Source organism: Glutamicibacter sp. NPDC088483 (assembly GCF_044753145.1).
In the GTDB taxonomy this organism is placed as follows: domain Bacteria; phylum Actinomycetota; class Actinomycetes; order Actinomycetales; family Micrococcaceae; genus Glutamicibacter.
The window spans coordinates 334711-359962 of sequence record NZ_JBIVMP010000004.1; the positions used below are offsets into that span (position 1 = coordinate 334711).

Sequence of the window (25252 nt, forward strand, 5' to 3'; positions counted from 1 at the left end):
GAATTTCCTATCACTTGGAAGCGGAGGTCGGAACTCGACGCAGGGTAGTTGGATCGTTGTCTGCTTCGACAGCCTTGGACTTTGCAGGGTCGAAGCTCTGGGACGGAGCAGCAATGTCAACCAGCTGCCCCCGCTTGGTGGTCTTGCGGTAGTTGAGGCGTTTGAGCAGCGCTCCGGCGGCGAGAAGCAATCCGCCCCCGGCCGCCAGCAGGGCCAAGAGGAGCAGCAAGAGGGCTGCGGCGGCAGAACCGTTGCCAAGCTGCGTGTAGTAGTTGTATACGAGCAGGGAGACGGTTTCCGTCTTGGCGCTGGAGAGGAGGATAGGGATATCCAAGCTGCCAGCGGCCATCACGCCGGTTATGAACCATGAAGCCAAGAAGGTCGGGCCGATCAGCGGAACTACGATGGTGACCATCATTCGCGGCGCGGAGGCTCCGCAGATGCGAGCGGACTCTTCCAGCTCAACACCTAGCTGGCCAACTGGGCCCGAGGTGGCGCGCTGCGCAATGGGAGTCACCACGATGACCAGTGCGATCAGCACGATCCAGATCGAGCCGTACAAATTCTTCAGGCCCGGAACGCTGAGGTACGCCCAGGTGATTGCCAGTGCTAGCACGATGCCTGGAACCGCAACTACAGCCCAAACAATCATTTCCGGGACTTGAGCCCACCGGCTCTTGCTGCGCAATGCCACGTAGCTGATCAAGACGGCCAAGATGGTGGCGAACAGGCCGCCAATGATGCCCATGACCAAGGTGTTTTCCAACGCCCTGATGACCTTCGACGATTCGAACAATCCCGCATAATGCTTGAAGGTGAAGCCAGCGACGCCGAGTACGGGTTGGAAGGAACCGATGATCAGCTGGACCAGGGGGAGTACCAGGGCGACTAGGACGTAGGCTGCGAAGAGGGAAAAACCTGCCCACTTCCAACGACCGATTTCTTCCTTTTCGAGGCGGTAGGCCTTGCCCGTGACGGTGATGAAGTTGCGGTTGCCGATGGCCTTGGAGCGGATAGCGACCAGGATGTAGATGATAGCGATGAGCAGCAGGGCCAGTGCGCTCGCAGAGTCGTAGCGAATCGGGGTGGTGGCCAGGAAATCGTAGATCTGCGTCGGGAACACGTAGATGGCTGCCGGCACACCGAGAATCAGGGCGACATCCAGTTGGCCTAGAGAGTTGACAAAGCCGAGAATTGCCAGGCCCGAAAGCGTAGGCAGCAGGATCGGGATGTTGATATCAAGGAACAGGCGCAGTCGGTTGGCGCCCGAAAGCAGAGCAGCTTCTTCGAGTGAACGGTTCAGCGCGCGAACCGGACCCAGCAGCAACAGGTACATGACCGAGATGCTCTTCAATCCGCTGACAACGATCAAGCCCATCCAGGAGTAGGCATCCAGCCGAGGCATTCCGTCGCCGGAGACCCCGAAGATCAGGGTCAGCAGGCCAGTTGGCGAGGTCATCATTCCCCAGCTGATAGCGAAGAAAAGGGTTGGGATGGCGAATATGGTAACCATGATCGGAGTGATGGCTCGACCCGCGGGAGTCTTGGTGCGCATGGATATCCAGGCGAAGATGAATCCGCCGATAATGCCGATGCTCTGAACTGCCACCGCATAGATGACCGATGCCCACAAAGTATCCCAAGTTGCAGGATCACCATAAGCGTCGACGATTCCGGCGAGGCCGAACGATCCATCCGTGCCCGGCTGTCCGCTACGGAAGGTTCCGTAAACAAGCATTGCCAGCGGGTAGCCGAAAAAGGCGCAGATGAACAATAGGAAAAGCGCTAGGAGCGCCCCGGATGACCTGATTCTTTTCACAATTTCTACTCCCCATCTTTTCTTTTCGGACAGGAAATGCATTTGTGCGAGGTGCACCCTGGCCGGAAGCTTATAAACATATTGCGTGTGATCTATTGCACTGTCAAGCTAAAAATGTATTTTTGAGATGAGAAAACTTTCTTTTCGGTGGACTCGGGTAGCGGGACCTTGCCAGTGAGCTTCCTCACATCGTCCTGATCACGGGTTGTTAAGGCAGAGAGGTTCGAGTAACCATGTCCTGGGCGCAGGCGACGGGACTCGGCCGCCAGACGCGCGTTTCCGTCGTTCAGCTGTATGTGACGGATAGGATGAGCTCATGCGCGAAAAGGAGCAACCCCGGCTGGCTAGCGCGTTGGCGCAGAAAGTCGTCGACACGATTGCGCCGACCATCAACCGCAATGTGAACATCATGAATGCTCACGGAGTCATCATTGCTTCTACGGATGCTGCGCGTATCGGTACCCACCACGACGGCAGCGCAGAGGCGATCCGACGCAACGGCATCATCCGTGTCAGCCAGGCCGACGGCTCGGCCGGAACCCAGCCAGGGGTCAATGTGCCGCTGGTGCTGAACGACCAGCTCTGCGGCGTTGTGGGCGTGACCGGAGCTCCCCACGAGGTGGAACCGCTGGCCGGCCTGATTGCATTGACCGTTCAATTGCTCTTTGCCCAAGAACGCGAGCACTCTCGCAGCGCGCGGCGCGAGACCGAAGCCCGCGACATTATTTCTGCGTTGATCGCCGGTCGCGTTGCACCTGAAGTGATCGACCGCTCGCTCGCAGCGCATGGTTTGCGCGGGCCGAAATGCATTGAAGCTTGGCTGCCCCGAAGCGTGGGGGATCCGTCGCTCGAAGAGCCGGCGAAGGATCATCACCGCACGTCATGGATTAGCCTTTCCGGCGCGTACTGGAGGCTTTGCGCTGCCAGTGAGACAGCTTTCGCTCCCGAGCGCATGGACCAGGAACGTTTCCTGGTCTCCGCGCCTGTCGAAAAGGCCGAGGATCTCATGGCCGAAACCGAAGTGCTGCGCGTATTGGTGGGCTATCCGGCACTCGTGCCATCCCACGCGCGGCGCCGCATGTGGAGCCGGGAAATTGCTGTGGCTATCGCCCGCACCCCAGCCCGCAGCCTGGACCATGCAGCTGCTCCAGCGATGCAGCTCAATGAGGAACAAGCCAGAACCCTGCTGGTCGTTGCGACAGCTGCTTCGATGAGCCAAGCAGCCACGGATCTGCATATTCACCGCAATACCTTGGTTCAAAGACTTGAGCGGATAAGCCAGGTCAGCGGCATCGATATTCGGCGGTCCAGCGAGTCCCTGAAACTCCAGCATGCCATCTACGCGAGAGTGGCCTTGGGCCAGCTGCATGTTTTCTAGGCCCTGGAAACTAGGGGAGCTGGCGCCGGGGCTGGGAAGGGTGGGATGTTTGCACACATTGGCTCTTTCGAACCCAGGCAAATGTGGTCGTGTGCCCATAGGTATTCGGGGTCACTTTTCCTAGTATTGGCAGGATGATCGATCTTTGCGCCCGAAACCCGGGGTGGCACGGTGGCATCTAGCCCAACGGGCAAAGCCTTGAGCGGCTTTGCCGATAGGGCTGGTCCACCCGTTGAGCCATTGCGGGCTGGGCGCATTGAACTACCGATATTGGCAAAGGAGCCAACCCGCCGTGTACGAATTGCTAGTTCTGCTGATCCTTGTTGTGGCCATCGTGATGGTCACAGCACGCTTGAAGATCAGCCCATTTCTCGCCCTCGTTGGCGCCGCTATCCTGGCGGCCTTCGCCTACCGGATTCCGCTGGCCGACGTGGCTTCGACGGTCACCACGGCTTTCGGCAGCACCATGGGAAATATCGGACTGGTGATCCTGTTCGGAACAATGATCGGTGTCATCCTGGAGAAATCCGGCGCCGCGATCTCCATGGCAGATGCGCTGATCAAGGTCCTGGGTACCCGGTTCCCCAACCTGACGCTATCGATTATCGGCTACATCGTTTCCATTCCGGTCTTCTGCGACTCGGGATACGTGGTGCTCAACTCGCTGCGCAAAGCCATCACCCTGCGTACCGGGGTCTCCGGGCTGGCAACTTCCATCGCCCTGATGACCGGCCTGTACGCGACCCACACCATGGTGCCTCCAACTCCGGGCCCGCTGGCCGCGGCCGAAAGCATCGGCATTGCCGATAACCTGGGCTTGATCATCGCAGTCGGATTGCCCGTTGCGGCCATCTCGGCACTTGCTGGCTTGGCCTACGCCAGCCGCTTCAACAAATCCCAATGGACCCCGTTGCCAAGCGACGACCACAATGACATCTCCGAACTCGACTATGAGCAGCTGCGTGCAAGCTTCGGAAAATTGCCCAGCCCGGCGCTGGCCTTCATGCCGATCCTGATTCCGCTGGTGCTGATCTGTGCCGCATCCATTGCGAAGCTGCCCTCGCACCCGATGGGCGAAGGCGCTGCCCTGGAAATCCTTTCCTTCCTGGGGACGCCGGTTATTGCACTGATCTTCGGCTTGATCTCCTCGACTTTCCTTTTGAGCGGTGGCAGCAAGCTGGCGGTTTTCAATGAGCAGATGAACGAAGCTGTACGCACCGCTGCTCCGATCTTGCTGATCACCGGTGCCGGCGCCGGCTTCGGCGCGGTCCTGGCCGCGTCGGATCTGACCACGATTCTTTCGGATTCACTCAGCGGACTGGGCTTGGGCCTGGCTGTGCCATTCCTGATCGCCGCTGCACTGAAGTCCGCCCAGGGCTCGTCCACCGTCTCAATGGTGACCACTTCCGCGCTGGTCGCTCCGATGCTCGGCTCCCTGGGATTGGGTTCGGAGCTGGGCATGGTGCTGTCCGTATTGGCCGTAGGTGCCGGTGCGATGGTTGTCTCGCACGCCAACGACTCCTACTTCTGGGTCGTCTCGCAGCTCAGCCGCATTCCGGTGATCACCGCCTACAAGACCCTGAGCGTGGCTACCGCCATCCAGGGCACCGCGGGGTTCCTGACTGTACTGGTCCTGGGAGCCGTACTGCTTTAGCAGCACGCCTTCCAAGAAAGCAACGGATCGCTCCATCGGCAGATGGCGCGATCCGTTGCTTTAAGCAGTGCTGGATTAGCCCAGGCCTGCCGCCGGGAAGCTCCGCGCGGCCTTATTCGCTGTGGCAGTCGAGATCACCAGCAACGCGATGGCGGCCAGGTAGCCGGTTCCGATCGCGGCGAAGGCGAAACCGAATTGGCCCAGCAGGCAGAGAACTGCTGCGCTGGCCAATGCCGCCCAACCGGCCCAGGAAGCCGCGGCAAGCAGGGGCGCAGCCTGCTGATGCTCGGCGAACCAGGCGTCATCGCTGGCCAAGGTGTGGCGCGTCTTGATGCCGATCGCCGCATTGCGAGCGAGCTTCCGGTCCCGTGCCATCGGGGCGAGGAACGCTGCGACCAGCGTTATGCTCAGCAACCCGAACATGAAGGCAATCACGCCTGCTGGATCCACTTGCCGCCTCTTCTGCCGATTGATCTTGAATGGCCATTCTATGCGGTCGCATGGAAGTGCCCTGATCCACGCTGTGTTCCCAATCGATGCCTGCGGGAACGCTCTTGAGATCCAGTTCCGGCATGCCAAGTGCGTCATGCGAAGGTCATATGACGTCTTATCTGCCCGTTTTCCGGCAGGGCGAAGGCGCGAAGATGACGTATTTTGTCCTGCTGTTCCTCCGCATGACAGCGCCCTTCCCGAGGACCTGCCAGTAATGCTTGACTCGGAGCACAACCCATCCAGAGCGGCTGAGAGGCCTGGCTCCGAGACGCCGCAGCAAGCCTGCACTCCGCAGGTAGTGCTAACGCCAGGTTCGATGGATCCGCAGATTTTCTGCATCCTTCGGAATCCATAGCCCAAGAGGAGAACGAAGATGACTGTACTGGATACCCAATTGCCGCGCGTGCCCTACACCGGCACTGCTGATGAAGCTGAACTGGCTCATTGGCGCGACGTCGCCCAGCAAGTAGCTGACAAGCTGGCGGCTGACGCGCTCGAACGCGACCGAAAGAACGCCCAGCCTTTCGCCGAAGTGCAGCTGCTGCGCGAAGCCGGGTTGCTCAATCTCTTGGTGCCTGCAGAATTCGGCGGAGCCGGAGCCCATTGGGAAACGGCCTTCGAAGCGGTCCGCATACTGGCCGCAGCTGATGGATCCATCTCGCAGTTGCTGGCTTACCACTACATCAACCAGTCCGGCATTGCGTTCTATGCCCCGGCAGAAGCCCAAGGGGCATGGTGGCAGCGCACCGTGGAAGGTGGCTGGCTCTGGGGCGATTCGGTGAATCCAGTTGATCCGGATTTGACGCTGAGCGCCGAAGGGGACGGCTACCGACTGAATGGAGCCAAGCGATTCTCCACGGGTTCCGGTGTTGGCGAGGTCATCGTCATCAACGCGCTGGTCCAGGGCGGAGAATACGACGGGCAGATTCTCGCGTTGGTTCTGCCACGCGATATCGATGGCTTGGAAATCGTTGACGACTGGGACTACCTGGGACAGCGGCTGAGCGCGTCGAATTCCTTGAAGTTCCACAACGTGCGGCTCGAAGCAGGGGACTTGCTGGGATTCGTCACCGATGAACCGGTCTCCACCCTGCTTACCCCCGGTATCCAGTTGGCCTTCGCCAACTTCTACCTGGGCATCGCCCAGGGAGCACTGGAGCGCGGCAAGCAGATCTTGCTGGGCCGCAAGAACGCCTGGCTGTTCTCGCAGGCAGAGACCTACTCGCAGGACCCGATCTTCCAGCGCACCGTCGGAGAGCTCAAAGCCCGCACTGCAGCAGTGGCGGCGCTGACCGAGAAGCTGGGCCGGAAATTCGATGCCCTGCTCTCGAAGGCCGGGGAAGTCACCCAGCCCGAACGAGCGGCGTTGGCCGTGGAAATTGCTGAAGCCAAGGTGGTCTCCACTGAGGTGGGAGTGGATGTGGCGAACCGGATCTTCGAGGTGACCGGTTCATCTTCGACTGCGAACTCGGTGGGTCTGGACCTGTACTGGCGCAATGTGCGCACCCATTCGCTGCACGACCCAGTGGACTACAAGAAGATCGAGGTCGGCGCCTACTTCCTGCGCGGAGAGTCCCAGCCGCTCTCGCTGTACACCTAAGAAAACTTCTCCCGGATTGGACTGAACGATGACTGTACTGGCAACTGGCAATCGACTCGCAGGACTCAAAAACCGCTTCGCACCGCTCTTCGCGCGCATTGCGCAGGGCGCAGCCGAACGCGACCGCACCGGCGAATTGCCCTACCAGCAGGTCGCGGACCTGGCTGCTGCCGGCTTTGGTGCGGTTCGGATCCCGGAATCGCACGGAGGTGCCGGTGCTACGCTGCCCGAACTCTTCGAGCTCTTCGTGGATCTCGCGGCCGCGGATTCCAATATTGCCCAAGCGCTGCGCGCGCACTTCGCCTTCGTCGAGGACCGTCTGGTTGCGGCCCCCGGCCCGGGGCGCGACAAGTGGCTGGCCCGCTTCGTGGCGGGAGAACTGGTGGGCAACTCCTGGACCGAGGTCGGCACCGTCAAGGTCGGGGACGTGATCACCAAGGTCACCCCGGACGGCGAGGGCGGATTCAAGATCAACGGCACCAAGTACTACTCCACCGGCTCGATCTTCGCCGACTGGCTCGATACCTACGCAGAGCGCACCGACACCGGAAAGCGCGTGATCGCCGCAGTCAACCGCCACCAGCCCGGCGTCGAGCTGGCCGATGACTGGGATGGCTTCGGCCAGCGCACCACGGGTACCGGCACCTCCACCTTCACCGATGCGATTGTCGCCGAAGAAGACCTCATCGACTTCGATACGCGTTTCAAGTACCAGACAGCTTTCTACCAGCAGGTGCTGCTCGCTGTTCTGGCCGGCTCCGCCAAAGCAGCCGAGCGCGACTTCGCCGCCGAGCTGAAGGCGCGCAAGCGGACCTTCAGCCATGCCGCGGCCAATCTGGCGGCCGAAGACCCGCAGCTGCTGCAGGTGATCGGCGAGGTCTCCGCGGCGGCCTTCGCTGCCGCGGCAACGGTGGAACGAGTGTCGACGGCATTGCAGGGAGCCTATGAAACTGCGCAGGCGCTGCACACCGGCGAGGTGACCGGGGAAGAGGACGAAGCAGCCAACGATGCGGCAGAGCTGGCCAGCGCCCAGGCGCAGGTGGTGCTCACGCCATTGGTCCTCAACGCGATCACCCACGCTTTTGATGCGCTGGCCGCCAGCGCCACGAGCGTTACCAAGAACCTGGACCGGCACTGGCGCAATGCCCGTACCGCCGGCAACCACAACCCCTGGGTGTTCAAGGCGCGGTTGATTGGCGACCTGGCGGTCAATGGCACCGAGCTTCCGCGCGTGTGGGCGATTGGTGCATCAAAGTAGATTCCATGGTCTTGCGAGCCCAGCATCCTTTGCCGGTGCTGGGCTCGTGGTCGTCGGCCCGGGGCAATTGATCGACCATCGTTCCAGTCGCCTGACGGATAGCTGCCGGCCTTGGCCCTAGCGCACCTGGGTAACCGTGCCACTTGCGATATGGAAGATATCCAAGTCGCGGGGCACGAGGAGGCCGCCAGAGAACTGTTTCAAAGCCCGCTGCCAAACTTCCATTCCAGATCCAGCGGGAACCAAATGATGCAGCGCCAAGTTCCGTGCTCCAGCCCGCTGGGCGATTCGACCTGCGTCTTCTGCGGTGGTGTGCGCGCGCCGATGATGTCCCATGCTCGCTTCCAGTTCGGAGGATGAAGCATGCCGGTAGCTACGAGCGATGGCCTCCAGATCAATAGCTTCATGGAACAGCAAGTCGCAGCCTTGGGACAGGCGCGCAAGATTTGTGCTTGGCGCTGTATCGCCGGAAACCACGACCGATCCATATCTCGAATCAAAGCGGAATGCGAATGCCGGAGCGATAGGTTGGTGCTGGACCAGGATAGCGCTAATTTTTACATGCCGATCAGCGTATATTTCGAAAGGCTCCATGTCCGGATGGTTGTTGTGGTTGGGGTGGAAGCCTGTGCCGGCGGGAATCTCGATATCTACGCCATGGAAAATATCCGAAATATCAGGTGCCGCCGAATCCCGTCGGCGATCGTTGAGATCTGTCGCATGAGCGCGCAGCAGCAAGTTGACCATGGCGTTGGTCCCGGGTGTGGGCGACTGCGGAAATATGGCTTCCGGCTCTTCGGCCGCTGTCTGCATTGAGGGCAGCACTCCTCGATCACCCGGTCCGAAAACAGGAACCTGCCGACCCTCGGTGCCGCGGAACCCAAGGCCGCCCAGGACCATGACAGAATTCAGGTCAATGACGTGGTCTGAATGCTGATGGGTAATGAAAATTCCGCGCAGGGCAGTGGGGTGAATCCCGATCTCAGCCAGGCCCAAACCGACGCCATGGCCGCAATCCACCAAGTAAGCGTGGCCGTCCACAACGATCGCGGTAGAAATTCCGCGACGGTGACCGGTTCCTGGATCCGGCCTCAATAGCGGGCCGCCAGCAGTTCCAAGCGCCACTGCATGCATTCCGGTCTTCATCACTGGCTTCATCTGTCTCCTGTAGACGGGTTATTTCATCGGCAAGCTGATGCCATCATCCGCGGAGGCAATGAAGTAGTCAAGGAATAATAGATTATTCGCCTCATAACATTTTCTAGTGGGCAGCGGTCCGCTGCCCGCTGGCTAGACTGGGCGGGTGATCAACTACACCCTGCGCCAGCTGCAGTACTTCGTCGCCGTCGCTGAACTCGGCTCCATCTCCGCCGCAGCGAAGCAGTGCCATATTTCCCAGGCAGCCATGTCCCAGTCCATGGACGAGCTGGAACGCGCCGTCGGCTCGCAGCTGCTGGTGCGCAGACGTGCCCGGGGCGTGGTGCTCACGGCTGTCGGCACCGACTTCCTGCTGGACTCGCGGGCCCTGGTGCGCCATGCCGAAGAAGTGCAGGACCAGATTGTCGAACGCCAGACCAAGCTCTCCGGCCCTTTGGTGATCGGCTGCTATTCCTCGCTGGCCGCTTTCTGGATCCCGGTGATCTGCGAACGCTTCACCAATGTGCACCCGGACTTGCAGGTCACCCTCGTGGAGGGGGACGGGGCCGACCTGCAGGAGCGCATGCTCAAGGGCCACCTGGATGCGGTGCTCACCCATACCCGCCACCTGCTGCCGCAGGTCTCTTCGCGTACGGTGATGTCGGGCCGGCCCTATGTGCTGGTGGGAGGCAATCACCGGCTGGCCGATCGCACCTCCGTCGCCTTGAGCGAACTGGCCGACGACGACTTCGTCTCCCTGGACATCCCCACGGTGCGCGATAACCAGCTGGTGAATCTTCGCATGTCGGGCTTGGACCCCAAGGTGCGGTGGAGTTCGCAGAGCTTCGAGGCGGTGCGCGGGATGGTGGCTCGGGGTTTGGGCTATACCGTTCTGGTGCAGCGCCCGCCGGTCAACCTGAGCTACGACGGCTTGCCGCTGTCGGTATTGGAGATCGAGGGCGAGGTTGGCGTGAGCGATATCTGCGTGGCCTACACCGCTTCGGACCGCCCTAGCTTGCGGCTGCGCGCGTTCTTGGATTTCTGCGAGGAAGCCGGAGCCGAGAAAGAGCGCAAGGCCGGTTAGAACCCGTAGGTTCCAACCGGCCTGCGCTCCAGCCAGTCGGGAGGCTAGTGGCTCATTTCCTCGGCCTCGAGGTCGGCGTCGCGGCCTTCCTTGATGCCGCGCATGGCCAGGGCGGCGACGATGAACGCGGCGGCCCAAACGGCTCCGGCGATCCACAGCGATCCGCCGCCCAGCAGCACCAGGCCTGCAACGATCATCGGGGTGAAACCCGCGCCCACGGTGGAGGAGAGCTGGTAGACCAGCGAAGCGCCGGTGTAGCGGATGCGGGTTGGGAACAGCTCCGCGGTGAACGCGCCGAACGGCCCGAAGATGAAGGCCTGGATGATGCCGTTGGCCACGAACAGCGCGATGGCGAACAGCCACAGCTGGCCCAGTTCCAGCATCCACATGATCGGCAGGGCAGCCACGGCGCCGGCGAGGATGCCGACCATCATGACCGGGCGGCGGCCCAGCTTGTCTGAATAGCGCGATGAAACCCAGATGCCCACCACGGTCAACGCGGCGCCAATGGCCTTGATGTTCAGCACCGCAGTGCGGTCCATGCCGACTTCCTCGACCACGTAGGAGATGGCCCAGACGGTCATCAGGCCCTGCACCGTGTAGGAGCTCATGCCCACCAAGGTTCCGCGGATGACGGACTTCGGGTACTTGGTGATGACCTCCATGAAGGGGGTCTTGCGCTCTTCTGCCTTGTTTTCCAACGCGAGGAACAGCGGGGACTCGGTGACCTTCAGCCGGATGACCAGCCCGATGCCCACCAACGCGATGCTGATCAGGAACGGAATGCGCCAGCCCCAGGCCAGGAACTGCTCATTGGGCATGAGCGAGACGGCCGAGACTGCCAACGTGGCCATCACGGCGCCGGCCGGGCCGCCCATGTTCGCGAAGCTCGCCGCGAAGCCGCGGTGCTCCTTCGGCGCGTGCTCCAGTGCCATCAGCATGGCCCCGCCCCATTCGCCGCCCACGGCCAGGCCCTGGACGATGCGCAAGATGATCAGCGCGATCGGGGCCAACATGCCGATCTGCGCGGTGGGAGGAAGCAGGCCGATCAGTGTCGAGGCACCGCCCATCATCGCCATTGAGGTGATCAGCACGCCCTTGCGGCCGATCTTGTCGCCGAAGTGGCCGAACACGATGCCGCCCAGCGGTCGGGCCAGATATCCCACGGCCAAGGTGGCAAAGGAAGCGAAGATGGCTACGCCCGGGGTCAGGCCCACGAAGAAGACCTTGTTGAAGACCAGCGAGGCCGCGGTGGCGTAGAGGATGAAATCGTAGAATTCGATTGCGCTGCCGATGAAGCTGGAAGCCAGGATCCGGCGCATCTGCGGTGATTTCAGCGAGGGAACCAACGCCTGTGCCTCCACGCCGTTGCCATTATTCAAGGTGCTGCTCATCGTACTGCCGCCATTTCACTGTTGACGCGGGAAAAGGATATCGTGTCCAGGTCGCTGGGCACTAGGTAGTCGCCGGAGAATTTCGCGGCGTGGGCTTCCCAGACCTGCAAAGGCGTAGTTCCGGGGACCAGATGGTGCAGGGCCAGGGTGCGCGCCCCGGCCTGGTGCGCGATCTCGATCGCCTGCTCCGGCGAGGTGTGCGAGGCGCGGTGGTGGTCCATCGAAGCCTGGGCTTCCAAGGTGCCAACCGAACCGTAGGCGCGTTGCACCCAGTCGAAGTCGATGGCCTCATGAAGCAGCAGGTCGGTATCCTTCGCCAGGGCCACCAGGTTCTGGCAGGGCGCGGTGTCTCCGGAAATGGCCACCGAGCCTTCAGCGGTATCGAAGCGGAAGGCGAAGGCCGGAGCGATCGGCGGGTGCTTGACCAGTGTTGCGGTCACCGTGACCAGCTCGTCGCGGTAGATCTCGAACGGCGCGAAGCCCTTCGGTGTCGGGTTCTCGTTGGGGTGGTACCCGGTGCCGGCCGGAATCTCGATGTCCGAGGCGATGAAGTGGTCCAGCGGGGAGGGGCGCAGGGCGTCGATCACGCGGTCATTCAGGTCCGTGGCGTAGGCCTGCATCAGGTGGTCGAACATCGAGGCAGTGCCCGGGGTCGGGTTCTGCGCGAAGACCGGCTGCGGGGCGGTCACTGCGCGCGGGGAGGCAGGCGGCAGGGCGCCGCGGTCGCCCGGGCCGATGATGGAAATCGGAGCCTTGCCCGCTGGCAGGGTGAACATTCCGAAGATGGACAGCGAAGCCAGGTCGATGGTGTGATCGGAGTGCAAGTGCGTGAGGAAGATGCCGCGAAGGTTCGCAGGGGTGAAGCCGGCTTTCATCAGCTGGTTGCCCACGCCGGTTCCGGCATCCACCAGGTAGACGCTTTCGCCCACGACTACGGCGGTGGAAATTCCCGCCCGCTTGCCGGCGTTCTCGCCGGTCCACCAGCGGGGTCCGCCGGCGGTGCCCAGCGTAACGACGTGGGGATTGAGATTGGTGGAGGCCATGGAATGCGCCCTTTCTTTGGTTCAAGTGCTGCATTCAATTCTTATGCGTTGGATCACATTCGTAAAACTGTTTTTATCAACCAACTAAATAGGTTTAGCCGATAATAGGTTCGGTATGCTCATAGCATCGACGCAAGCCAAGGAGGGTCATGTCCGAGCAAGATCGCAGCCGGCTTTCACGCTGGATATTGCCACGGGGCAGTGAGCCTGACCCGCGCTTCACGCTGGCCAACGAGCGCACCTTCTTGGCCTGGATTCGAACTTCGCTAGCCTTCCTCGCGGGCGGCACAGCGCTGGAGGCCTTCGCCGCAGAGGCCTTCCCGTCGCCAGTTCGCACCTGGCTGGCGGTGCTGGTGATCGGCGTCGGCATCCTGATTGCTGCCGGTGCAGCCGTGCGCTGGGTCCGCGTGGAACGCAGCATGCGCACCGGCAGGCCGTTGCCGATTCCCGCCATTGTCCCGCTGCTGGCATTCGGTGCCGTGGTGGCCTCACTGGCAGCGATCGCCATGATTTTCTGGTCCCTCAGCTCGTGATGAAAGAGCCCATCGAGATCAGCGACCCGGGGTTGCAGCCAGAGCGCACCGTCTTCGCGTGGAACCGGACAATGGTTTCATTTCTCGTGGTTTCCGCGGTCTTCCTGCGCTGGCTTCCGCACTACGGGATGGGCATGATCTTGCTGATCGCGGTGTCCTCATCGATGGCTATGGGCATCCTGTTCTCGCAGCGTGCGCGGTACCGGAAAATGGCGCAAGGCGTGAAGGCTGAACGCGTCAGCGCGGATGTTCTCGCCGTGCTGCTGACAACAGCGGTGCTGCTGGCTCTAGGCGCTTGCGCGATCATCCTTGTGCTCGGCGCCTAGTTCCGGGTGCTCGCCAGGCGCAGGTTTATCGAGGCTGCGGCAGTAGCGGCCAGAGGAGTTGCAGGCGCGGCGCGAGTGCTGTTCCGGCCCTATTGCGAATGCCCGGGCCGGTGCAGCCAGTCCAGGCGCTCTAGCTGTACCGGTGCTGGGACCCGGATTTACCGAAGGGTCAGGGCCCATGGAGCTCGAGAATCTCCGCGGAGCTGAATGCTACCGATTCCGCGAGCTTTTGCACCGCTGCATAACGCTGTGACTCCGCATCGATATCCTTGTGGAACCGGGAATTTCTTTCGTCCCTATCAGCCTCGAACTTCTTTCCGGCGAGAGCCAGCTCCCGGGCAATTAATGCTGCCAATCCGTCACGCAGTTGTTCCAGGGAGGTGTTGGAAATTTCCAATCTTCGGTTAGCTGCGCTCAGAACGGCATCAGGGTAGCCGGCGGCATCGAGTTGGCCGCGCATGAAATCGCTGGTCAAGAACTCTGTTTCCTCGGCTGCGGGCTGGCGGTTGAAAACGGCGGCAACCCGGTACGCGCCGGGCGCCTTGTCGCTGAGCAAAGTTCCCGGCAGAGAGTTCATGAGCACCGGGCCTATCTTCAGCGGCTGGTGCTTCTTGCCAAGAGTGCGGGAGAAGTCCATCATGGCTTTTCCTTTCCATGTCCGTTCCATGCCGGCGACCAGGGTGCTCTGCCGTGGGCAGCAGCGCCTGGCGCCAGCTCAGCTAGGCTTGCCGTAGGGTTGCTTGGCCCGTAGCAGGCAAGATGTCCACGCGGCGCTCTGGTCCCTGTAGTGGTTCTTGCGAACTGTAGGCAACCTTGCGCCATCCGCATGAGGTGCAGGTCCAGAGCACTTCACGCATCGTTACCAGCATGTCCTGGCGCTGGCCAGCTTCGTGGCCGCCTTCGTTGTCCCATCTCTTGAGCTGGTTTTGATCATCGACGAATCGACGGGTTTCTGTTTCAACCAAGGTATTTCTGTAGCACCTCGGACAGCTGTTCGGCTTGTCCATGACATTCCCTCCGTTGCTGCATAGTCGTTTTTATTGCCGTGCTCTGCCCTCGGTGCTGCAGTTCAAGGCCGGTTCCACGGGAAACGCCGTACCATTTCTTGAGTTGGGCATCGCGGGGACCGCGGCAGTTGTGCGCGTACTGCCGTTTTGCACTGTCGGCTTCAAAGGTATTGTCCGGCTGTGCTGGTTGCATGATTCGCCACTAGCGGACCGAACCGGTCTGTGGGCTGCTGGAGCAAAACTGTGATTCGTTCCTGGCGGGCAACCCTTATCGGGCAAATGGGAGAAACGCAAGGAAGCGGGCAGTTAATTCGAGCCGCCTCGATAAAGATCCCGGTTCAACACTGCTGCGTTAATCTGAACGCCGTCCTCGGCAATGAGGAGGGCACAAAAGCTCTACGCCGGTAGGAAGTGCTTCCGATGACGGCATTTCTACGGAAGTTAGATCCAATTCCAGTCTACTCCGGTTTCCCGGTTGTGGACCGGAAAATGGCCAAGTGAAGCGACGAAGGGTGCCCGCGGCTGCAACGGCTTGTGTTGCCGAGGGGCGTCACCCTGTCGCGGTCCGGGCCATGGCGCGGGAGGCCAGCGGAAACCGCCATCGGCTAATGCGGGGCCCGATCTTGAATGTTCCGGAGTTCGGGGTCCAACGGGCGGGAATGCGCGTACAGTGAAAATACCGGTCCAGCTCGAATTCGCTGTAAAAGGGGATGATTCGCGATGCAGGCTGACGCTAGATTCAAGATGCCGTTCAATTTCGCCCAGGTGGTTATTGCGGCTTTCGGAGCCATGGGGCTTAGCACCTTGGCCTATTTTGTTGCCAGGGTTATCGGCGCATACATGGAGTACTCCGGCGGCTTATTCCGGAACCTGGATTTCATCCACATCGTGCGATTCACTGCCCTGCCCATTCTCATTCTCGGCTTCCTGACCTTCTTGATCGGCCGGGCCAAGCCGGGCTTCTGCCGCATCGCCCAGTGGGTCGGGGTTGCCGCCGTCTTGACCTCAGCGGTGGTGCAGTGGTTCTTCGCCGAGGACTGGGGGACCGCGCTGACCCTGGCGATTATGCACCTGGTTGTTGCAGCGTCTTGGTATATCGCGGTGAACTACTCGAATAGGAAGTTCAACGAGATCGCGGCCCTGGAAAACCTATAGCCCTGCTAAGTGTCGCGGTTCTCACGGGCTTCTGAGAGCCGTGGCACAGGCACTCGGGAATAGAATAGTTGCGAACTATCAACAATTCTAGGAGTGCCATGACGTCTCAGGGACAACCCAATAGCCCATTCAATTTCATTCAGGTGATTATCGGTGCGCTGGGTACCAGCTACCTGAATGTCATCATTTTCTTCCTGTCTGGCGCCGCTGGGGCATCCCGCCGGATTGGTCCTAATTCAACTGATGTTGTCGCCTTTGACCACCTGTTGCAGTTCACGTTGATCCCGATTCTGTTCTTCGGCCTGGTGGTCTTCCTGATCGGACGGGCAAACAAGGGCATTTGCAAGATCGCGCAGTGGGCTGGCTTGCTCATCGCGGTAGTCTCGATCGTTTTCCCGATCATGAACGCAGCAGATGCCGCTACCGCTGTGGGCCTGTCCCTGATCCATATCGTGACCGGTATCGGCTGGTTCTTCTCGGTGCACTACGGCAACAAGGAGCTCCACGTTCCTTCCAAGGACGTAGCGCTCGTCTAAGCACGAAAAGCAAAACCTCGCAGAGCGATCAGCAATGATCTGTTCTGCGAGGTTTTCCGTTAAGCCGTGAGAGCTGCTGGTGCTGATTCGGGCTACACCCCAACTTTCTCGAGCTGAGGATGCTCGTAGGCTTTGCGCATGCGCGGCAAGAACAGCAGGCTGACGGCTGCCGCAAGGCACAGCACCGCAGCGGTAATCCACGCGGCCAGGTAGCTGCCGGTGGTTTCCCGCGACAGCCCTGCGGTCAGCGAGCCGGCGCCGGCGCCGATCATGTGGAAGGCGAAGACCCAGCCGAAGACCACGGTGGCTCTAACCGGACCGAAGTACTGGCGGCAGAGCACCACGGTAGGAGGCACGGTGGCCACCCAGTCCAAACCGTAGAAGACAATGAAGATCCACATCAGCGGCTCGACGGTTGGACCCATCAGCGAGTGCAGGAACATCAGGGACAGTCCGCGCAACGCGTAGTACACCGCAAGCAGCAGCCACGGGCGTACACGGTCGGTCAGCCACCCGGAGAGCACCGTGCCGAGGATATCGAAAATGCCAACCAGCGCCAGCAACCCGGAAGCGGTCGTTGCCGGCATGCCATGGTCGTGCGCCGCAGGGATGAAGTGCGTCTGCACCAGCCCGTTGGTAGACCATCCGCAGATCCAGAAGGTCATCGCCAAGACCCAGAATGCCGGGTAGCGTGAGGCCGCGAACAGGGCCTTGAGAGTCGCGGCAGCCATCGAACCCTGCTGCGTTCCGGATGCCGGCGCGGCTGCAGCTCCGGCCCCGCCGTAAGGCAGTACACCGGCTTCGGCAGGGGAATTGGCGAAGGGCCAGCGCAGCAACGGGATGATCAGCACCGCGAAGACCGCAACAACCAGAGCCGCGGCCCTCCATGAGTACTGCTCGATGATCAGCACAATGCTTGGCAGGAACACCAGCTGGCCGGCGGCATTCGCGCCAGAGAAGATGCCCATCACCAGGCCGCGCCGTTCGCAGAACCAGCGGTTGGCAACCACAGAACCGAAAACCAACGCCATCGCCCCGGTGCCCAGTCCAACCAGCACACCCCAGAGCGCCCACAACTGCCAGATCTGGCTGATGAACACGGACAATCCGGCTCCGGAGGCCACCAATGCCAGAGCGATGGCAGCCACCTTGCGCATGGAATACCGTTCCAGCAAAGTCGCGGCGAAAGGAGCTGCCAGGCCGTAGACCACCAGGTTGATGGTCACCGCGGTCGATAACTGGGAGCGGAGCCAGCCGAATTCGGATTCAAGTGGTTCAAAGAACGCGCCGGTGGTCGAGCGGAACGCCGCCGTGGCGACTAGCGCCAGCGTGGTCACGATGGCGACCAGCCAGGCTCGATGGATCCGCAATGGCTTCGGGGAGTTCAATCGCATGCTCCTTCTGGGTGTTGCTTTAAGCATTGCACCGGCGCTAACAGGCGTTGGAGTTCGTGACGTGCGAAGAACAAATATTGATGTCCGAAACAGGTGGAGCGCATTGCCTCGCCGGGATTAGCTGTGCATGGCGAAGCGCGGCAGACTCAGTTTTTGCGCCTGATCGGCTCTGCTTATTCGCTATGCGGGGTCGTTGCCGTTGCTGGGGTTCTGGCGCCGGCTGCGAGGGTGCCGGTCCTGCGGGGCCGGCGCACCCAGCGCCTGCCGCGGAAAGGTTTTTAGTTTGGCCCCGGAAGGCGGTTCGTCCTGGTCCAGCGGATCGGCCATGGCCGATGGGGCAGCGGAGGCTTGGCCTGTTGCGGCTGCCTCGGCGGTTTGGGCCGTCACCGGGGCATCGCGGATGACCGGCATCCTGCGTGGCGGCAGCGGACGACGATGGTGCACGAGATAAATCAGCATGGCCAGGGCCTTGTGCATGACCACGATGGTGAAGATGGCCGATCCGGCATAGCAGCCCCAGGCGACCAGGTGAAGCGTGGTCACTTCAAGGACGTTCAGCTCCAGCGAGCCGTTGAGCATCATGACGGCGCCGATTTGCTGGATGACCATGCCGAGCACGGCCAACCCCACCGCAAACCAGAAATACACCAGGGTATCGGCTCCGGGTTTCTTCACGACAGGCATTTGAACCTCCGTTGGCCAGCTGTCGGCGGTCATTGCTACACACTGTAGCCCATGGCGGGAAACAGCTTATCTGCCCAAGGTGGCCCGGGCCTGGCGCAGCAGCGGCTCATCGACCATCTGCCCTTCGAAAGCGAAAACTCCGGGATTCGCCTCCGCGGCGTCGAGGATCCGCCGGGCACGTTCCCGTTCTGCTTCGGTCGGTGCGAACGCCTCGCGAATGACCGGCATCTGGTTCGGGTGGATCGAGGCTTTCGCGGCGAATCCCGAGGCCTTGGCATCGCGGGACTCCTCGCCCAGGCCTTTGAGATCTGGAATATCGAGGTACACGGAATCAATTGCGGCCTTGCCGTTGGCCACCGCATGCAGCAGCACCTGCGACCGCGCGAACCGTGCCACCTCGCGGTAGCTGCCATCGTGGCCGCGCGAGGATGTGCCGCCGAGCGAGGCGATCAGGTCTTCGGCGCCCCACATCAGCGCGACGACATTCTGCGCCCCGGCAATGTCCGAGGCATTGGTGATGCCCTTGGCGGTTTCGCACAGTGCCAGCACGTCGTAGCCTGCCAGCGCGGCCGGCTGCGCCGCCGATTCGCACTTGGGCAGCATCACGGTGCGGTAGGCCGTTTGCCCCAGCGCTGCCAGGTCCTTGGCGAAGTGCTCGCTATCGACCGGGTTCACGCGCACGATGACCCGCGCGGGATCCAGCGGCGTATCCAGCAAGGCGCGGCGGGCCGCGTCCTTGTTCCCGGCAGCCACAGCGTCTTCCAGATCGATGATGACCGCATCGGCACGCTGTGCCGCCTTGGCGTAGCGCTCGGGCCGGTCGGCCGGGCAGAACAGCAGGGAAGGGCCCATCAGGAACTCAGTCATCAGCTTTTCCTCCCTTGGCCTGCATCGAATCTTGGTGTGCTTGCCTGGTCCACATCAGGCAGGTGCGGTTTGCGGTGGTCACGATGTCGCCGTGCTGGTTGCGGCCGGTGTGCGTCATGGACGCCAGGCCCTGCCCGGGGCGGGACTTGGATTCGCGCAGTGCGGTGATCTCGGTTTCGGTGTAGAGGGTATCGCCGTGGAACATCGGGTGCGGGAAGCGCACGTCATTGATGCCCAGCTGCCCCACGATGGTGCCCTCGGTCAGCTGGCCCACCGACTGCCCAATCATGGTGCTCAGGGTGAGCAGGGAGTTGACCAGCGGCTTGCCGAAGGGCTGGGTGGATGCCCATGCCGCGTCCAGGTGCAGTCCCTGGTTGTTCATGGTCATCGTCGTGAACGCGACGTTATCCGCTTCGGTCAGGGTGCGCCCGGGCTTGTGCACGTAGGTGGCCCCCAGCTGCAGCTCATCGAAGTAGAGGCCGCGCTGCTCGACACGTTTGTGGGTTTGCTCGCTCATGCGTCCTGCTCCTGATGCTGTGCTTCGGTTGGCTGGGTTGCTTCCACGGTGGCCACGACCTGCTTGGCCTTGACCAGATCCCCGGTCTTCAACCCGGTCATGCGCACGATGCCGTCCGCGGGGGAGAAGAGCTGGTGCTCCATCTTCATCGCTTCGATGCTCAGCAGCAGCTGGCCTTCGGCGACCGCATCGCCATCGGCCGCCTGCACGTTGATCACGGTGCCGGGCATGGGCGAGAGGACATGCGGGGAGAAGGTCCCGGATTGCTTGGCGATGGTGGCCAGCTGGCGTTCGAGGACTTCTTCGCGGGGCAGCTTGCGCACCGCCGCGGTCCAGCCTTCCTCGCACAGCCACAGCGTGCCATCGGCGGCGAAGGCATGCTGTAGTGCTGTGCGCTGGCCGTTGACGGACAGGGTTCCATCCGGTTCCTGCCGCACGGTGAATTCTTCGGCGCCCACGCGCACCCGGCTCGAATCGGGGTCCCTGAGCAACGCGGTCCTGCCCTCGGCGGCCTCGACGTCGAAGTGCCCGATGCTGGCCCGGCGATGCTGGGCCCGCCATCCGTCGCGCAGGCCCCACGGGGTATTCGCGGCTGGAATGCGCCGATCCTCCAGATGCGCTGCCAGTGCCAGTTCGCGGGCCCCGACCTGGCGGAAGGCGAACTGGTCCATCTTCCGCTCGATCAGGTTGGTGTCCAGGGCCCCGGCGGCCACATCCTCGTCGGCCAGCAGCAGCCGCAGGTATTCGCTGTTGGTCAGCACGCCCAGCACCACGGTGCCGGCTAGTGCCTTATCCAAGCGGGCCAGCGCCTCGGTGCGATCCGGGCCCCAGGCGATGAGCTTGGAAAGCATCGGATCGTAGTGGGCGCTGATCTCCAGGCCGTCGCGCAGCGAGGAATCCACCCGGACATTCTCCGGCTCGCGCACGTGCAGCACGGTGCCCACCGAGGGCAGGAAGCCGGAGGACGGGTCTTCGGCGTAGAGCCGGGCCTCGATGGCATGGCCTTCCAATGCCACCTGGTCCTGGGTGAAGTCCAGTGGCTGTCCGGCCGCGATGCGCACCTGCCACTGGACCAGATCCAGCTTTGCGCCGTTCACCCGCACGACTTCCTCGGTGACCGGGTGCTCCACCTGCAAGCGGGTATTCATTTCCATGAAGAAGAATTCGTCGGGGTTCTGGTCGCTCACCAGGAACTCGACAGTTCCGGCGCCGACGTAGCCCACCGATTGCGCAGCGGCCACCGCGGCGGCGCCAATGCGCTCGCGGATCGCCGCGCCGTGCTCCAGATTCTCGAACAGCGGAGCCGGGGCTTCCTCGATGACCTTCTGGTGGCGGCGCTGCAAGGAGCATTCGCGTTCGCCCAGGTGCACGGTGTTCCCGTGCGCATCGGCCAGGATCTGCACCTCGATATGGCGTGGATTGCGTACCAGCCGCTCGAGGAACAGGGTGTCATCGCCGAAGGCATTGCGTGCGGTGCGCCGGGCGCTGGCCAGTGCTTCGGTCAGTTCTGCGGCGGATTCCACGGCGAACATGCCCTTGCCGCCGCCGCCGGCCGAAGGCTTGATCAGCAGCGGGAAGCCGACGTCCGCGGCGGCGGCGAGCAGCTGCTGATCGCCCAGGCCGGGTTCGGCGATGCCGGGAACCACCGGCACCTGGTGGGAGAGGACATGGTTCTTGGAACGGATCTTGTCGCCCATGAGATTGATGGAGTTCACCGGCGGGCCGATAAAGGTGATGCCGGCAGCTTCCAGCGCCCGGGCGAAGTCCACGTTCTCGGAGAGGAACCCGTAGCCGGGGTGCACCGCCTGGGCACCGGTGTGCCGGCAGGCGGCGATCACCGCGTCAATATCCAGGTAGCTTTCATTGGCCGCAGCCGCACCGATGCGCACCGCGCGATCGGCTTCGGACACATGCAGCGCCCCGGCATCGGCATCGGAGTAGACGGCGACCGATTCGATGCCCAGCGCCCGCAGGGTACGGATGATGCGCACCGCGATTTCTCCGCGGTTGGCGATCAGGACAGTGTCAAAGAGCTTCGTAGTCATGGTGTTTTCCTCGTACTACATCCGGAAGAGGCCGAAGCTGGTCTCCGGCAGCGGCTGGCGGGCGCAGACATCCAGGGCCAGGCCGAGCACCCGGCGGGTATCTGCCGGGTCGATGACCCCGTCGTCCCATAATCTGGCGGTGGAATAGTAGGGGTTTCCCTGGGTTTCGTACTGCTCGCGGATCGGGGCCTTGAACGATTCCTCCTCCTCGGCGCTCCAGTTGCCGCCGCCCGCCTCGATTCCGTCGCGCTTGACCGTGGAGAGCACCGAGGCGGCCTGGGCCCCGCCCATCACCGAGATGCGCGCGGCCGGCCACATCCACAAGAAGCGCGGGGAGTAGGCCCGGCCGCACATCGAGTAGTTGCCGGCGCCGAAGGAGCCGCCGATGACCACCGTCAGCTTGGGCACCCGGGCGGTGGCCACGGCGGTGACCATCTTGGCCCCGTGCTTGGCGATGCCGTCCGCCTCGTAGTCGCGGCCCACCATGAATCCGGCGAGGTTCTGCAAGAAGAGCAGCGGGATGCCGCGCTGGTCGCACAGCTCGATGAAGTGCGCGCCCTTCATCGCGGACTCGGAGAACAGCACGCCGTTGTTGGCGATGATGCCTACCCGGTGCCCGTGGATCTGCGCGAAGCCGGTGACCAGGGTGGTGCCGTAGTCGGCCTTGAATTCGTGGAACTCGCTGGCATCGACGATGCGGGCAATGATCTCGTGCACGTCGTAGGGCGCGTTGACATCCACCGGCACCACCCCGGCCAGTTCACTGCCCGGGTAGAGCGGCTCGACGACCTGGCTTTCGATACTCCAGGCGGGGGCCGGGTTGGCCGGCAGGGTGGAGACGATATCGCGGATGATCATCAGCGCGTGCTCGTCGTTCTCGGCCAGGTGGTCCACCACGCCCGAGGTCTTGGCGTGCAGGTCGCCGCCGCCCAGCTCCTCGGCGGTGACGATCTCCCCGATGGCGGCCTTCACCAGCGGCGGGCCGCCCAGGAAGATGGTGCCCTGGTTGCGCACGATGACCGTCTCGTCGCTCATTGCCGGAACGTAGGCGCCGCCGGCGGTGCAGGAACCGAGCACCGCAGCCAGCTGCGGGATCTTCTTCGCGGAGAGCTGCGCCTGGTTGTAGAAGATGCGCCCGAAGTGCTCGCGGTCCGGGAAGACCTCGTCCTGCATGGGCAGGAACGCCCCGCCCGAATCCACCAGGTAGATGCAGGGCAGGCTGTTCTCCAGCGCGATTTCCTGGGCGCGCAGATGCTTCTTGACCGTCATCGGGAAGTAGGTGCCGCCCTTGACGGTGGCGTCGTTGGCGATGACCAGCACGTGGCGGCCGTGCACCAGGCCGATGCCGGCGATCATTCCGGCGCCGGGGCTGGCGCCGTCATACATGTCCTCGGCGGCCAGCGGTGCGATTTCCAGGAAGGGCGAGCCGTCGTCCAGCAGCGCGTCTACGCGTTCGCGGGGCAGCAGCTTGCCGCGATCCACATGGCGCTGCCGGGACTTCTCGGAGCCGCCGCGCGCAGCGCGTTCGAGCCGTTCGTGCAGTTCGGCCAGCAGTGGTGCCTGGTCGGCGGCGTTGCGCTCGAACTGCTCGGGATTCAAGTGGGAGGAGAGGGTCTTCACGAAGTCAGTCCTTGCTGGTCGGTTCGCTGGCGATCACCCGGGGTACGGGCAGCTGCTGCGCAGGCAACGGGAATTCGTCGGGCACGGCCAGGATGCGCATGGCCAGGGAAATGAAGTTCAACTGCACTTGGGCCAGTGTGAGCCGGCCGTCCTTGCGGTACCAGTGCGAGACACCGGTCCCCATTTCCATCAGTGCCAAGCGGGCGATGCCCAGGTCCACGGTGCTGAAGCTGCCCTGGCGCTCGCCGGCCTGAAGCGCGTCGGCGAAGAGCTGCTCGTAGGCGTCGCGCAGTTCCTGCATCTGCTCGCGGGCCTTGGCCGATAGCGCGCGCATCTCGTATTCGGTGACACGTGCGGTGCTGGGATTGGTGGCGGTGAACCCCACGTGGAAGGCCACGAGCAACGCGAGCTGGCGTACCGGGTCCTTGCTGCCGGCCAGCGCCTGCTCGGCGCCGGAGATCATGGCGGCCAGGCAGTCGTTCATGATGCCCACCAGCAGGTCTTCCTTGCCGCCGACGTAATGGTAGAGGGTCGCCGAGTTCAGTCCTACGGCACTGCCTAGTTCGCGGATGCCGGTGGCGGCGAAACCGCGCTGGGCAAAGCAGGCTACGGCTGCTTGCTGGACCTTTCCCAGTTCCATGGACACCACCCTGTGACTCAAGAGCCAATCAATCGATTGACTGCTTCCATCCAACCGAAGAAAAAGTGTGGTGTCAATCACCATCTTCCGCGGACGGGGAGACCGAGTGGCGCTGCCATCCGCACCTCATGCAACGCTCACGTTAAAAGGGGCCGAAATATGACGTTTGCTATTTATGAATCAAATGCAAAACACTAGACTGCTTGACGTTATTTACTGTCAAGCTCTAGTTAATTCTGCTGGGCAGCTGATCAGACGCCACTGGAAGGCATGATGCCGCAACCTGAACCACGTTTCCTCAACCGCCAAAACCCAACCCCAGCCGGACCGTCGCGCCGCGGCCTGCTCGCCGGTGCCTCCGGGCTCATTGCCCTGGCTGGACTGGCAGCCTGCGCATCACCGCAGGCCCCGGACGCGGACAGGGCAAACCTCGCCGGACCCCCGCAGACCCCCGATGAAGTGCTGCAGGTACTGCGCGCCGGGAACCAGCGCTACGCCGACGGCATGCCAGAACGCCCCAATCAAGCAACCGAACGGCGCAGCGAGCAGGCCGAGCACCAGAACCCCTTCGCCCTGATCCACGGCTGCGTGGATTCCCGCGTGACCCCCGAGCTCCTGTTCGACCAGGGGATCGGAGACCTGTTCGTCACCCGGACCGCCGGCGGAGTGCTCGATGACACCTTGGTTGGCAGCATGGAATTCGCTGTTTCCAGTCCCTATTCGGTCCCGTTGCTGGTGATCCTCGGCCATACGGCCTGTGGTGCGGTGGCGGGCACCTTGAAGGCAATGGAAGAAGATGCCAAGAATCCGCAATTGCCCGGCGAGATGGTCGACTTCGCTGAACAGATTGCTCCTGTTGCCCGCAGGGCAAAAGTTGAAGGTTCGGGTAGCGAAGAGGTGGACCAAGTGGTGCAGGCCAATGCCCGTGCCGTCACCGAGCAGCTACTGGAGCGATCTGCCATCATTCGCGAGGCAGTGCAAGAAAAGCGGACCCGGGTGGTGGCAGCTGTCTACGACCTGGACAGCGGAGAAGTGCGCTGGCTCGATGGCTAGCTCCGATTTTCCGGTT

Annotated in this window: 24 protein-coding genes and 1 riboswitch; of the genes, 10 read left to right on the forward strand and 14 right to left on the reverse strand. The window is 62.5% G+C overall.

Annotation, left to right across the window (positions count from 1 at the left end):
• Positions 1-10: 10 nt before the first annotated feature.
• Positions 11-1819: an ABC transporter permease gene (locus ACIP6G_RS10625; protein ID WP_400289953.1), complete on the reverse strand. Its 1809-nt coding sequence runs from the start codon at positions 1817-1819 to the stop codon at positions 11-13.
• 316 nt (positions 1820-2135) lie between these two features.
• Between ACIP6G_RS10625 and ACIP6G_RS10630 the strand changes: the two genes are divergently transcribed.
• Together ACIP6G_RS10630 and ACIP6G_RS10635 are read left to right on the forward strand one after the other, a co-directional pair.
• Positions 2136-3197 (forward strand): CdaR family transcriptional regulator, encoded by a 1062-nt coding sequence (locus ACIP6G_RS10630; protein WP_400289955.1) that lies wholly within the window; start codon positions 2136-2138, stop codon positions 3195-3197.
• 292 nt (positions 3198-3489) lie between these two features.
• A complete protein-coding gene (locus ACIP6G_RS10635; RefSeq protein ID WP_400289957.1) occupies positions 3490-4851 on the forward strand; it encodes a GntP family permease in 1362 nt (453 codons plus the stop codon).
• Between the two features lie 75 nt (positions 4852-4926).
• Here ACIP6G_RS10635 and ACIP6G_RS10640 read toward each other — a convergent pair whose 3' ends face one another.
• Positions 4927-5301, reverse strand: coding sequence for an SdpI family protein (locus ACIP6G_RS10640; protein ID WP_400289959.1), 375 nt, complete (start codon positions 5299-5301; stop codon positions 4927-4929).
• A gap of 274 nt (positions 5302-5575) precedes the next feature.
• Positions 5576-5666, forward strand: a riboswitch (SAM riboswitch).
• Between the two features lie 50 nt (positions 5667-5716).
• Here ACIP6G_RS10640 and ACIP6G_RS10645 point away from each other — a divergent pair.
• Together ACIP6G_RS10645 and ACIP6G_RS10650 are read left to right on the forward strand one after the other, a co-directional pair.
• Positions 5717-6943, forward strand: a complete 1227-nt coding sequence (locus ACIP6G_RS10645; protein WP_332727586.1) for an acyl-CoA dehydrogenase family protein — start codon at positions 5717-5719, stop codon at positions 6941-6943.
• A gap of 28 nt (positions 6944-6971) precedes the next feature.
• Complete coding sequence (locus ACIP6G_RS10650) at positions 6972-8201, forward strand: acyl-CoA dehydrogenase family protein (protein WP_400289961.1); 1230 nt, start codon at positions 6972-6974, stop codon at positions 8199-8201.
• 117 nt (positions 8202-8318) lie between these two features.
• Here the strand turns inward: ACIP6G_RS10650 and ACIP6G_RS10655 are convergent, their stop codons facing one another.
• The gene (locus ACIP6G_RS10655) at positions 8319-9359 is read right to left on the reverse strand and encodes an MBL fold metallo-hydrolase (RefSeq protein WP_400289964.1); all 1041 of its coding nucleotides are present in this window, start codon (positions 9357-9359) and stop codon (positions 8319-8321) included.
• A gap of 145 nt (positions 9360-9504) precedes the next feature.
• On the opposite strand from ACIP6G_RS10655, the gene ACIP6G_RS10660 reads away from it, so the two are divergent.
• The gene (locus tag ACIP6G_RS10660) at positions 9505-10422 is read left to right on the forward strand and encodes a LysR substrate-binding domain-containing protein (RefSeq protein ID WP_105656436.1); all 918 of its coding nucleotides are present in this window, start codon (positions 9505-9507) and stop codon (positions 10420-10422) included.
• Between the two features lie 44 nt (positions 10423-10466).
• Here ACIP6G_RS10660 and ACIP6G_RS10665 read toward each other — a convergent pair whose 3' ends face one another.
• Together ACIP6G_RS10665 and ACIP6G_RS10670 are read right to left on the reverse strand one after the other, a co-directional pair.
• The gene (locus tag ACIP6G_RS10665; RefSeq protein WP_400289965.1) at positions 10467-11816 is read right to left on the reverse strand and encodes an MFS transporter; all 1350 of its coding nucleotides are present in this window, start codon (positions 11814-11816) and stop codon (positions 10467-10469) included.
• Positions 11813-12859 (reverse strand): MBL fold metallo-hydrolase, encoded by a 1047-nt coding sequence (locus ACIP6G_RS10670; protein ID WP_400289967.1) that lies wholly within the window; start codon positions 12857-12859, stop codon positions 11813-11815. Before ACIP6G_RS10670 ends, ACIP6G_RS10665 begins: the two co-directional genes overlap by 4 nt.
• 149 nt (positions 12860-13008) lie before the next feature.
• Here ACIP6G_RS10670 and ACIP6G_RS10675 point away from each other — a divergent pair, with 149 nt between their 5' ends.
• Together ACIP6G_RS10675 and ACIP6G_RS10680 are read left to right on the forward strand one after the other, a co-directional pair.
• On the forward strand, positions 13009-13392 hold the full coding sequence (locus tag ACIP6G_RS10675) for a YidH family protein (protein WP_105656433.1): 384 nt from the start codon (positions 13009-13011) through the stop codon (positions 13390-13392).
• The gene (locus ACIP6G_RS10680) at positions 13392-13718 is read left to right on the forward strand and encodes a DUF202 domain-containing protein (RefSeq protein ID WP_400290094.1); all 327 of its coding nucleotides are present in this window, start codon (positions 13392-13394) and stop codon (positions 13716-13718) included. The genes ACIP6G_RS10675 and ACIP6G_RS10680 overlap by 1 nt, the downstream gene beginning before the upstream one ends.
• A gap of 169 nt (positions 13719-13887) precedes the next feature.
• Here ACIP6G_RS10680 and ACIP6G_RS10685 read toward each other — a convergent pair whose 3' ends face one another.
• Both ACIP6G_RS10685 and ACIP6G_RS10690 read right to left on the reverse strand, forming a co-directional pair.
• A complete protein-coding gene (locus ACIP6G_RS10685) occupies positions 13888-14358 on the reverse strand; it encodes a hypothetical protein (RefSeq protein ID WP_105662303.1) in 471 nt (156 codons plus the stop codon).
• Between the two features lie 79 nt (positions 14359-14437).
• A complete protein-coding gene (locus tag ACIP6G_RS10690) occupies positions 14438-14683 on the reverse strand; it encodes a hypothetical protein (protein ID WP_105656430.1) in 246 nt (81 codons plus the stop codon).
• Positions 14684-15469: 786 nt separating this feature from the next.
• Between ACIP6G_RS10690 and ACIP6G_RS10695 the strand changes: the two genes are divergently transcribed.
• Together ACIP6G_RS10695 and ACIP6G_RS10700 are read left to right on the forward strand one after the other, a co-directional pair.
• Complete coding sequence (locus ACIP6G_RS10695) at positions 15470-15880, forward strand: DUF6069 family protein (RefSeq protein WP_400289970.1); 411 nt, start codon at positions 15470-15472, stop codon at positions 15878-15880.
• 98 nt (positions 15881-15978) lie between these two features.
• Positions 15979-16416, forward strand: a complete 438-nt coding sequence (locus tag ACIP6G_RS10700; RefSeq protein ID WP_105656428.1) for a DUF6069 family protein — start codon at positions 15979-15981, stop codon at positions 16414-16416.
• Between the two features lie 92 nt (positions 16417-16508).
• Here ACIP6G_RS10700 and ACIP6G_RS10705 read toward each other — a convergent pair whose 3' ends face one another.
• From ACIP6G_RS10705 to ACIP6G_RS10735, 7 genes are all read right to left on the reverse strand, one after another.
• Entirely contained in the window at positions 16509-17810 is a 1302-nt protein-coding gene (locus ACIP6G_RS10705; RefSeq protein ID WP_105662304.1) for an MFS transporter, read from the reverse strand.
• Positions 17811-17990: 180 nt separating this feature from the next.
• A complete protein-coding gene (locus ACIP6G_RS10710) occupies positions 17991-18494 on the reverse strand; it encodes a hypothetical protein (protein ID WP_105662305.1) in 504 nt (167 codons plus the stop codon).
• Positions 18495-18560: 66 nt separating this feature from the next.
• Complete coding sequence (locus tag ACIP6G_RS10715) at positions 18561-19361, reverse strand: CoA ester lyase (RefSeq protein WP_181149072.1); 801 nt, start codon at positions 19359-19361, stop codon at positions 18561-18563.
• Positions 19354-19878, reverse strand: coding sequence for a MaoC family dehydratase (locus ACIP6G_RS10720; protein WP_105662306.1), 525 nt, complete (start codon positions 19876-19878; stop codon positions 19354-19356). Before ACIP6G_RS10720 ends, ACIP6G_RS10715 begins: the two co-directional genes overlap by 8 nt.
• Positions 19875-21923: a biotin carboxylase N-terminal domain-containing protein gene (locus ACIP6G_RS10725; protein WP_105662307.1), complete on the reverse strand. Its 2049-nt coding sequence runs from the start codon at positions 21921-21923 to the stop codon at positions 19875-19877. Before ACIP6G_RS10725 ends, ACIP6G_RS10720 begins: the two co-directional genes overlap by 4 nt.
• A gap of 15 nt (positions 21924-21938) precedes the next feature.
• A complete protein-coding gene (locus tag ACIP6G_RS10730) occupies positions 21939-23543 on the reverse strand; it encodes a carboxyl transferase domain-containing protein (RefSeq protein WP_105662308.1) in 1605 nt (534 codons plus the stop codon).
• Between the two features lie 4 nt (positions 23544-23547).
• On the reverse strand, positions 23548-24183 hold the full coding sequence (locus ACIP6G_RS10735; protein ID WP_105656422.1) for a TetR/AcrR family transcriptional regulator: 636 nt from the start codon (positions 24181-24183) through the stop codon (positions 23548-23550).
• Between the two features lie 270 nt (positions 24184-24453).
• On the opposite strand from ACIP6G_RS10735, the gene ACIP6G_RS10740 reads away from it, so the two are divergent.
• Positions 24454-25236 (forward strand): carbonic anhydrase, encoded by a 783-nt coding sequence (locus ACIP6G_RS10740; protein WP_400289974.1) that lies wholly within the window; start codon positions 24454-24456, stop codon positions 25234-25236.
• Positions 25237-25252 lie beyond the last annotated feature (16 nt).

What these genes read in the sequence shown, in the direction of transcription:
- ACIP6G_RS10630 (WP_400289955.1), top strand. Translation starts at nt 2,136, where the DNA reads ATGCGCGAAAAGGAGCAACCCCGGCTGGCTAGCGCGTTGGCGCAGAAA.
- ACIP6G_RS10645 (WP_332727586.1), top strand. Translation starts at nt 5,717, where the DNA reads ATGACTGTACTGGATACCCAATTGCCGCGCGTGCCCTACACCGGCACT.
- ACIP6G_RS10650 (WP_400289961.1), top strand. Translation starts at nt 6,972, where the DNA reads ATGACTGTACTGGCAACTGGCAATCGACTCGCAGGACTCAAAAACCGC.
- ACIP6G_RS10655 (WP_400289964.1), bottom strand. Translation starts at nt 9,359, where the DNA reads ATGAAGCCAGTGATGAAGACCGGAATGCATGCAGTGGCGCTTGGAACT.
- ACIP6G_RS10665 (WP_400289965.1), bottom strand. Translation starts at nt 11,816, where the DNA reads ATGAGCAGCACCTTGAATAATGGCAACGGCGTGGAGGCACAGGCGTTG.
- ACIP6G_RS10670 (WP_400289967.1), bottom strand. Translation starts at nt 12,859, where the DNA reads ATGGCCTCCACCAATCTCAATCCCCACGTCGTTACGCTGGGCACCGCC.
- ACIP6G_RS10675 (WP_105656433.1), top strand. Translation starts at nt 13,009, where the DNA reads ATGTCCGAGCAAGATCGCAGCCGGCTTTCACGCTGGATATTGCCACGG.
- ACIP6G_RS10680 (WP_400290094.1), top strand. Translation starts at nt 13,392, where the DNA reads ATGAAAGAGCCCATCGAGATCAGCGACCCGGGGTTGCAGCCAGAGCGC.
- ACIP6G_RS10685 (WP_105662303.1), bottom strand. Translation starts at nt 14,358, where the DNA reads ATGATGGACTTCTCCCGCACTCTTGGCAAGAAGCACCAGCCGCTGAAG.
- ACIP6G_RS10695 (WP_400289970.1), top strand. Translation starts at nt 15,470, where the DNA reads ATGCCGTTCAATTTCGCCCAGGTGGTTATTGCGGCTTTCGGAGCCATG.
- ACIP6G_RS10700 (WP_105656428.1), top strand. Translation starts at nt 15,979, where the DNA reads ATGACGTCTCAGGGACAACCCAATAGCCCATTCAATTTCATTCAGGTG.
- ACIP6G_RS10705 (WP_105662304.1), bottom strand. Translation starts at nt 17,810, where the DNA reads ATGCGATTGAACTCCCCGAAGCCATTGCGGATCCATCGAGCCTGGCTG.
- ACIP6G_RS10710 (WP_105662305.1), bottom strand. Translation starts at nt 18,494, where the DNA reads ATGCCTGTCGTGAAGAAACCCGGAGCCGATACCCTGGTGTATTTCTGG.
- ACIP6G_RS10715 (WP_181149072.1), bottom strand. Translation starts at nt 19,361, where the DNA reads ATGACTGAGTTCCTGATGGGCCCTTCCCTGCTGTTCTGCCCGGCCGAC.
- ACIP6G_RS10720 (WP_105662306.1), bottom strand. Translation starts at nt 19,878, where the DNA reads ATGAGCGAGCAAACCCACAAACGTGTCGAGCAGCGCGGCCTCTACTTC.
- ACIP6G_RS10725 (WP_105662307.1), bottom strand. Translation starts at nt 21,923, where the DNA reads ATGACTACGAAGCTCTTTGACACTGTCCTGATCGCCAACCGCGGAGAA.
- ACIP6G_RS10735 (WP_105656422.1), bottom strand. Translation starts at nt 24,183, where the DNA reads ATGGAACTGGGAAAGGTCCAGCAAGCAGCCGTAGCCTGCTTTGCCCAG.
- ACIP6G_RS10740 (WP_400289974.1), top strand. Translation starts at nt 24,454, where the DNA reads ATGATGCCGCAACCTGAACCACGTTTCCTCAACCGCCAAAACCCAACC.